Source organism: Sphingobacterium allocomposti (assembly GCF_008124885.1).
GTDB lineage: Bacteria > Bacteroidota > Bacteroidia > Sphingobacteriales > Sphingobacteriaceae > Sphingobacterium > Sphingobacterium allocomposti.
The window spans coordinates 1-1,549 of record NZ_VNHX01000049.1; the positions used below are offsets into that span (position 1 = coordinate 1).

The following is a 1,549-nucleotide window of genomic DNA, read 5'->3' on the forward strand; positions in this document are numbered from 1 at the left end:
CGGACGATCTCGTTTTTACGGATGGCGCCGATAGCACTGTTGGGGAAACTGCCGCATCCGATGAGTCGGTAACGGAGGTGGAAGCTGCGGCAGGGAGACGGTCGCTGTGGGGCATCTTCATCGCGGGCCTGCTGGGCGGCTTTGCGGCCTTCATCATGCCCTGCATATTCCCGATGGTGCCGCTGACGGTAAGCTTCTTCACCAAGAAGGGCGGGTCGCGCGCCAGGGGCATCTCACAGGCCCTGCTATATGGTCTTTTCATCATTGTGATCTATGTGGCCCTGGGCATGCTTATCACCATAGCCTTCGGCTCGGATGCGCTCAATGCCCTGTCGACCAACGGGGTGTTCAACTTCGTGTTCTTCCTTATTCTGGTGGTGTTTGCCGCTTCCTTCTTCGGGGCCTTCGAGCTGACCCTTCCCAGTGCGTTTGTCAACAGGATAGATGCACAGTCGGACCGGGGCGGCCTGTTGGGGCTCTTCTTCATGGCCTTCAGCCTGGCGCTGGTGTCCTTTTCCTGCACAGGGCCCATCATCGGCACCCTGCTGGTGGAGGCTGCCTCCAAGGGGGAGCGCCTGGGGCCTGCCGTGGGCATGCTGGGCTTTTCGGTGGCTCTGGCCATACCGTTCGTGCTCTTTGCTTTCTTTCCCTCGATGCTCAGGTCCCTGCCCAGGTCGGGCGGGTGGCTCAACAGCGTGAAGGTCGTGCTGGGCTTCCTGGAGCTGGCCCTGGCGCTCAAGTTTCTCTCCAACGTCGATCTGGCCTACCACTGGAACTGGCTCGACAGGGAGGTGTTCCTGGCACTGTGGATAGCTATATTCGGACTGATGGGTCTGTACCTGATCGGCAAGGTGCGCTTCGCGCACGATACCCCGCTGGAGCATCTCTCGGTGCCGCGCACCGTGCTGGCAGTTGTTGTGTTCGCCTTCGTTATATACATGGTGCCCGGTATGTGGGGCGCCCCGCTGAAGTCCATATCGGCATTCCTGCCCCCTTCGGCAACCCAGGACTTCGACCTCTCGGTGACAGCTTCGGGCACCGCGTCCCCGACCGGCCATAACGGCACGGAAAAAAAACAGCGGAAATATTACGGGATCTTCCACGAAAGGGGAACGCCCAAAGGCTTTGAGCCGTACTACGACTACAGCGAAGGGCTCGCCGCGGCAAAAGAGCTGGGCAGGCCGGTGCTCATCGACTTCACCGGATGGAACTGTGTCAACTGCCGCAAGATGGAGGCCAACGTATGGACAGACCCGGGGGTTGCCTCCCTGCTGAAGAATGAGTTTGTCATGGTCGAGCTGTTTGTTGACGACCGCACCGAACTCGAGCCGCAGGAGCAGTACGTCTCTTCCTACTCGGGAAAGAAGATCAACACCATCGGCAAGAAAAACAGCGACTTTCAGGCTGCTACGTTCAACAGCAACTCCCAGCCGCTGTACGTGATCGTCGATGGCGACGGAAATGTGCTGCTGCCTCCGAGCGGCGCCGACTACGACGTCGACAGCTATGCTAATTTCCTGCAGAGGGGAATAGATGCATTTAAGAAGAA

General features: G+C 59.1%; 1 protein-coding gene. It reads left to right on the forward strand.

What is annotated here, in order from left to right:
- On the forward strand, positions 1 to 1,549 hold a 1,549-nt coding region (locus BC792_RS18210; RefSeq protein ID WP_148910443.1), incomplete at both ends, for a protein-disulfide reductase DsbD family protein.